7 protein-coding genes are annotated in these 5,982 nt (G+C 62.2%); 1 reads left to right on the plus strand and 6 read right to left on the minus strand.

What is annotated here, in order from left to right; genetic code table 11:
• On the minus strand, positions 1-765 hold a 765-nt coding region (locus tag GSQ89_RS19870), incomplete at its 3' end, for a TauD/TfdA family dioxygenase (RefSeq protein WP_158928384.1).
• Positions 766-853: 88 nt separating this feature from the next.
• Between GSQ89_RS19870 and GSQ89_RS19875 the strand changes: the two genes are divergently transcribed.
• A complete protein-coding gene (locus GSQ89_RS19875) occupies positions 854-1,873 on the plus strand; it encodes an isopenicillin N synthase family oxygenase (protein WP_158928386.1) in 1,020 nt (339 codons plus the stop codon).
• 7 nt (positions 1,874-1,880) lie between these two features.
• Here the strand turns inward: GSQ89_RS19875 and GSQ89_RS19880 are convergent, their stop codons facing one another.
• From GSQ89_RS19880 to GSQ89_RS19900, 5 genes are all read right to left on the minus strand, one after another.
• Complete coding sequence (locus GSQ89_RS19880; protein WP_158928388.1) at positions 1,881-2,576, minus strand: ABC transporter ATP-binding protein; 696 nt, start codon at positions 2,574-2,576, stop codon at positions 1,881-1,883.
• Positions 2,576-3,322, minus strand: a complete 747-nt coding sequence (locus tag GSQ89_RS19885) for an ABC transporter ATP-binding protein (RefSeq protein WP_158928390.1) — start codon at positions 3,320-3,322, stop codon at positions 2,576-2,578. The genes GSQ89_RS19880 and GSQ89_RS19885 overlap by 1 nt, the downstream gene beginning before the upstream one ends.
• On the minus strand, positions 3,319-4,572 hold the full coding sequence (locus tag GSQ89_RS19890; protein WP_158928392.1) for a branched-chain amino acid ABC transporter permease: 1,254 nt from the start codon (positions 4,570-4,572) through the stop codon (positions 3,319-3,321). The genes GSQ89_RS19885 and GSQ89_RS19890 overlap by 4 nt, the downstream gene beginning before the upstream one ends.
• Positions 4,569-5,516, minus strand: coding sequence for a branched-chain amino acid ABC transporter permease (locus GSQ89_RS19895; RefSeq protein ID WP_158928394.1), 948 nt, complete (start codon positions 5,514-5,516; stop codon positions 4,569-4,571). The genes GSQ89_RS19890 and GSQ89_RS19895 overlap by 4 nt, the downstream gene beginning before the upstream one ends.
• Before the next feature lie 18 nt (positions 5,517-5,534).
• The coding region (locus tag GSQ89_RS19900) for an ABC transporter substrate-binding protein (protein WP_158928396.1) at positions 5,535-5,982 on the minus strand (448 nt) is incomplete at its 5' end.

Consider the following 5,982-nt stretch of genomic DNA (forward strand, 5'->3'; position numbering starts at 1 on the left):
CGCCTTGTGAAACGAACAGCGATTGTCCCAGATCACGACGTCGCCGACGTGCCACTTATGGCGATATTCGCCTTCCGGCTGGATCATCAGGTCGGTCAGCTCCTCGATCAACGCATCGCTTTCCGCCGGCTCCGCACCCTGGATATACAGTATCTTCCCCGGATCGACGTAAAGCGACTTCCGTCCCGTTTCGCTGTGCGTGCGGATAATCGGATGCATCGCCGGCGACCGGCCGCGGTCCTCCGGGTTCAGCAGCGCCTGAGTCTTCTTGCGTCCGCCATAGGTGAACGCCCCCAGCACGCCGTCCAGCCGCTGCTTCAACCGTTCCGGCATTGCGTCGTACGCCGCATAGCCGCTGGCGAACAGCGTGTCGCCGCCGGTATCCGGAATCGCCAGCGCATAAAGCTGAGTCGCCTTGAACGGCACGTCGTCATAGGCGCCATCCGTGTGCCACCCCTCGGCCCCGCGCCGATAGATCGCCTGGTTCAGTGACCCGTCGGGGTTGAATTTCCCCGTCCCCAACATGGTGATCTCCGGCACATCCGGATGCCGCGTGCTCTTCGACGGATGTGGGGAAACGATCCCGAACCGGCGGCTGTACGCCAGGAACTCCTGCATCGTCAGTTCCTGATCCTTCACCACCAGCACATTGTGATCGAGCCACGCCTGATAGATCGGCGCGAACCCCGCGTCGTCCACCGTCCGCAGATCGACCCCGGAAACCTCGACCCCGATCTTCGGGCCAACTTGACGTATCTGGACCATCGGCTGTCCTCCCTCAGGGAAAAGGGAAGGCCCTACCCGTCTGTCCGTCAAGATGCTAGCGTTCCGGCACACCTGTCAGGAGGCTCCGATGCACCTGTTCAAGCAGCACGCGGTCAAGGATCCCGAGTCCGTCTCGCAGTTGATTCCGGTGATCGACTTCGGCCCCTACTTCGCCGGCGAACCCGGTGCACTGGATCGTCTGGCGGAACAACTTTGCCATGCCTGCGAAAACATCGGCTTTTTCTACGCCGCCAATCACGGCGTGCCGCAGGACATCATCGACCGGGGCTTCGCCGCGTCCCGCCACTTCCACGCCTTGCCGCTGGCGGAAAAGATGAGGCTGACGCTGAACGAAGCCAATATCGGCTACATGCCGATGAATGCCTCCATGCAGGCCGCATCAACGGTCCACAAGGCAACGAAACCCAACCAGAACGAAAGCTTCTTCATCAGCCATGATCGAGGCGCCGACCACCCCGACGTCCTGGCGAATGTGCCCCTGCGCGGCCGCAACCAATGGCCCGAGGGCCAGTCCGAAATGCGCCGCGACATGGTGGCCTATTTCGACGCCCTGCGCGCCATGTGCAGCCGCATCCTACCAGCCTTCGCCGTCGCCCTGGACATGCCGCAAGACACGTTCGCGCCGTTCTTCGCCAACGAGGAACACATCAACCTGCGCTTCCTGCACTACCCGCCGCAGGAAGACACCAGCGAAAATACCTTCGGCACCGCCCCACACACCGACAACAGCTTCATGACTGCCTTGGCTCGGACCGATGTCCCTGGCCTAGCCGTACGTTTGCCGTCAGGCGAATGGTTCGCTCCGCCGGTTATTCCCGGAACATTCCTGGTCAACCTCGGCAACATGATGCGCCGCTGGTCGAACGATCGGTTCCTGTCCACCCCGCACGGCGTGATCAACGAATCCGGGACCGACCGGTATTCGATCGCCTATTTCCACAGTCCGAACCCGGCATCGACGATCGCGTGCCTGCCAAGCTGCGTCTCAGCCGACAACCCCGCCCGCTATCCCCCCGCCGTCTATGGCGATCTGGTGAAGGAGTTCTACCGGAAGAACTACTTTCATCAGAAAGGACACGGCAGCTAAACGCGCCTTAGACCTCCAGCCACTCCTGCCGCAGCGCCTGGTTGGCCGCCAAATCCTCCGGCGAGCCCTCGAACACGATCTGCCCGTGCCCCATCACATACAGCCGGCGCGAAATCTTCAGCGCGATCGTCAACTTCTGCTCCACCAACAGGATCGACACCCCGCGGCTCGCGATCTCCGCCAGCAGCACCCCCACCTGTTCCACCAGCAGTGGAGCCAACCCCTCGGTCGGCTCATCGATCAAGATCAGATCCGGATCGCCCATCAGCGTGCGGCACATCGTCAGCATCTGCTGTTCGCCGCCCGACAGCACCCCAGCCGGGTTGTTCTGCCTGGCCGCCAGGTTCGGAAACAGCCGGAACACATCGTCGAACGTCCAGCGCCCGAACCGCCCGGCACGCTTCAACCCCAGTTCCAAATTCTGCCGCACGCTCAGCGTCGGAAACACTTGCCGATCCTCCGGCACGTACCCGATCCCCGCCCTGGCAATCAGGTCGCTACGCATCCCGGCCAATTCGCGCCCCCGGAACGAAACCCGCCCCTGCGGCACCACCAGCCCCATGATCGCCTTGCAGGTCGTGGACCGCCCGACACCATTTCGACCCAACAACGAGACGATTTCGCCCTCGCCCACGTCCAAATCGATACCATGCAGGATATGGCTCTGCCCGTAATAGGCGTGCAGATCCCGAACCTCCAGCATCATCCTTCCAGCGCCCCCAGGTATGCTTCCTGCACCGCTCGGTTTGCCCTCACCGCCGCCGGAGGACCCGAGGCGATCACCTGCCCATACACCATCACCGTAATGGCATCCGCCAGGTCAAACACCACCTTCATGTCGTGCTCCACCATCAGCAGAGTCTTGCCCTCCGTCACCCGCCGGATCAGCGTCATCGCATAATCCGTTTCGGTGTTGCTCATCCCCGCCGTCGGCTCATCCAACAGCACCACCGACGCGCCGCCGGCGATCGTCATGCCGATCTCCAGCGCCCGCTGTTCGGCATAGGACAGCAGCCCCGCCAACACGTCCCGTCGGCTGGCCAGGTTCAGCTCCTCCAGCAGCGCCTCCGCCGCCTCGTTCAGCCCCTTCTGCCGCCACAACGGCGACCAGAACGAATACCGATACCCACGGCTCCACAACAATGCGCAGCGCAAATTCTCAAACACCGACATCCGATGAAAGATCGAGGTGATCTGGAAGCTCCGCGACAACCCCTTCCGATTAATCTTGTGCGGCGGCAGCGTATCGATCCGCTCGCCATTCAACAGAATCTCGCCCGAGGTGATTGGAAACCGCCCGCTGATCAGGTTGAAACAGGTCGTCTTGCCCGCCCCGTTCGGACCGATGATACAATGGCGCTCACCCGCCGCGATATCCAGTGTGATGCCGCGAATAATCTCCGTCGGTCCAAAGCTTTTCCGCACATCACGCAAGGACAAGGCAGTCATCGCCGAACCTCGGCCGACAGGCTTTCCCAGACGCGATGGAACCCCGCCGCCTCGAACCGCAGCCACACCCCGCCCACCAGTAGACAAATACCCGAGATCGCCCACGGCAGCGCTGCATGCACATCGACCGGCCCGCCGAACAGCACCAACTTCTTGCCCTGCGCCGCCCCGATCGTCAGGAACGACATCAATTCCACCAGCCCGACAAACCCCAGCAGCACGCCCAGCGACGGTATCGTCAGGCGTAGATACGGTACCACCAGCAGCCGCAACCGACCGGCCTGCCTGATCGGACCGTGCGTCTTGATGATCCCCGCCAACCCGGTCGGCGCGAAAATCACCATCGAGATGAACATCACGCCGACGTACACCAGCCAGGAATTCGACAGCAGGCTGACCCCGCTCTGCAACAGCGTGATCAGGATCGCCCCCAGGATCGGCCCACCGAAAACCGTCGTGCCGCCGATATACGCCATCAGCAACGCGTTCGCGGACAGCGAAGACGCCAACGCATCGTACGTCACGATCTCATACGTGATCGCATACAACCCACCGCCGATCCCGGCAAAGAACCCGGACAGCGCGAATTGCATGAACCGCACCATCCGCGGGTCGTAACCGATGAATTGCGCCCGCTCGAAATTGTCGCGCGTGGCGTTCGCCATCCGCCCCAGCGGAGTCAGCGTCAGAAAATACATCAGCGCCGCCGCGATCACCGTCCAGGCCAGGATCAGGTAATACACCTGCAAGCCCGACGCATAGGACAACCCGAACAGGCTGTTATCGATCATCCGATTGGTGGTGACACCACCCTCGCCGCCGAAGAAGTGATGGAACATCAGTGCCGAGGTCGCCATCAACTCGCCGATGCCCAGCGTGATCATCGCGAACGCCGTCGCCCGCTGCTTCGTGGCCATCGACCCGAACAGGATCGCCACCCCCAGGCCCGACAGGCCGGCCAGCAGTGGCATCAGTTCCATCGGCACCGGCAGCGTGCCGTCGCCGGCCCCGTTCAGGAAATGGATGGTCGCATACCCACCCATCCCGAAAAACGTCGCATGGCACAGCGAAAACAACCCCGCCTGACCCAGCAGCATGTTGTACGACAGCGCCAGGATCACCATCATGCCCATCTGGCTGAGCATGGAGATCAGGAACCCCGCCTGCCGATGATGCGTCCAGTCGTAGAAACACCACGGCAGCGCGATCGCCACGACGATCAGCGCCAGAATCAGCCAGCGATACTTCATGCGTCGCGAGTCCCCATGAGCCCGCGCGGACGGAACAGCAGGATCGCCACCATCATCACCAGTGGCAGCAACGCACCGATGCGCGCCACCGGCACCGTCAGCAGCTCGGTCAGCAGCGTGTCGCCCGTCAACACCACCCCTAAAGGCCGTAACAGATCGGCAATGGAATAATCGATCACCACGGCGAATGTCTGGATCATCCCGATGATGATCGAGGCGATAAAGCACCCGGCCAGCGACCCCAGCCCGCCGAACACCACCACCACGAACACGATCGGTCCCATCGCGTCCGCCATACCCGGTTCCGTGGTCTGGTAATTGCCGCCGATCACCCCGGCCAGCCCCGCCAGCAGACACCCGCCCGCAAAAACGGTGGTGAACACAAACGGCACATTATGCCCCAGCGCACTGGCCATGCTGGGATGTGTCAGCGCCGCCTGGATAATCAGCCCGATGCGGGTCTTCTTCAGCAGCAGCCACGTTCCCAGCAGCATCCCCGCCGATACCAACAGCATGAAGCCGCGATAGGCCGGGAAATTGGCGCCATACAACTCGAACAGCGGGAAATCGAGCGACGGCGGCACCCGGTAGGCCATCGGCAGCATGCCCCAGGTCATCTGTACCAGCCGCTGGATGATGAACACCAATCCGAAGGTGAACAGCAGTTCGGCGGTGTGCCCGTTATGATGCACCCGCCGCAGCCCCCAGATTTCGATCGCCGCTCCCAACGCGCCGCACAAGATCGGCGCGATAATCAGCGCGGGAAAGAAACCCAGGAACTGGCTGATGGTGAACGCCAGGTACGCCCCCAGCATATAGATGCTGGCATGGGCAAAATTCAGCACGCCCATCATGCTGAAAATCAGCGTCAGCCCACTCGCCAGCATGAATAGCAGCATGCCGTACACCAGGCCGTTCAGCACCTCGATCAGTACGATCTGCATGATGGAAACGAATCTCGGCTAGGACGCCGGGCGCTTCATCTTGCAGACGGTGGGCAGCGTCAGGTCTTCGGTTGAGGCAATGAAGTCCGTCTTCCAGCCCAGGCCGGTCTTTTCCGCGTCGTATTTCACGTCCTTCGTGAACGTCGCTGCGTAGTACGGCATCAGCAACTGATGGTCGGCCTTGCGCATCTGCACCGGGGCGCCCGCCAGGTCGGTGGCCTTCATATCCTCCAGCGCCAGCGCCACCTTCAACGGATCGGTCGATCCCGCTTTGTCAATCGCCTTGGCCAGCATCTGGAACATCGTCAGGAACGGCACTTCCGAGAAATCGGTGTCGTGCTTTGCCCGCCAGCCGTTGGTAAACGCCTCTGCATCGGGGTTCTTCAATTCCACCGGCACATTCGGGGTGAATTCGGTCACCGACGACAGCCGGCCTTCCCCCGCCGCGCCGATCGCCGTCGGGCCG

The sequence above is a fragment of the Acidisphaera sp. S103 genome, from assembly GCF_009765975.1.
In the GTDB taxonomy this organism is placed as follows: domain Bacteria; phylum Pseudomonadota; class Alphaproteobacteria; order Acetobacterales; family Acetobacteraceae; genus Rhodopila.